The sequence below is a fragment of the Ochrobactrum sp. SFR4 genome, from assembly GCF_019730395.1.
GTDB lineage: Bacteria > Pseudomonadota > Alphaproteobacteria > Rhizobiales > Rhizobiaceae > Pseudochrobactrum.
The window spans coordinates 1-246 of record NZ_JAAPBB010001158.1; the positions used below are offsets into that span (position 1 = coordinate 1).

Below are 246 nucleotides of genomic sequence, written 5' to 3' on the forward strand. Positions count from 1 at the left end.
TTAATTTTGCGGGCAGCTTCAAAAACTTCAGGCCATGTCTTTGGCGCTACTTCCGGATCGAGACCGGCTTTTTTGAAAGCATCTTTGTTGTAGTAGAGGATTGGCGAAGAAGAATTATACGGGAAAGACAGCATGGTGCCGTCCGGCTTCGAATAATAAGCGGTGATACCGGCAAGGTATTTCGCTTTATCGAACTTGAAGCCACCTTTTTCCAGCACGTCTGCAACCGGCAGAACTGCACCTTCA

General features: G+C 47.6%; 1 protein-coding gene. It reads right to left on the bottom strand.

Annotated elements, in window-relative coordinates; all coding sequences use genetic code 11:
* Positions 1 to 246: extracellular solute-binding protein (locus HBA93_RS22680; protein WP_221724736.1), on the bottom strand; the 246-nt coding region annotated here is incomplete at both ends.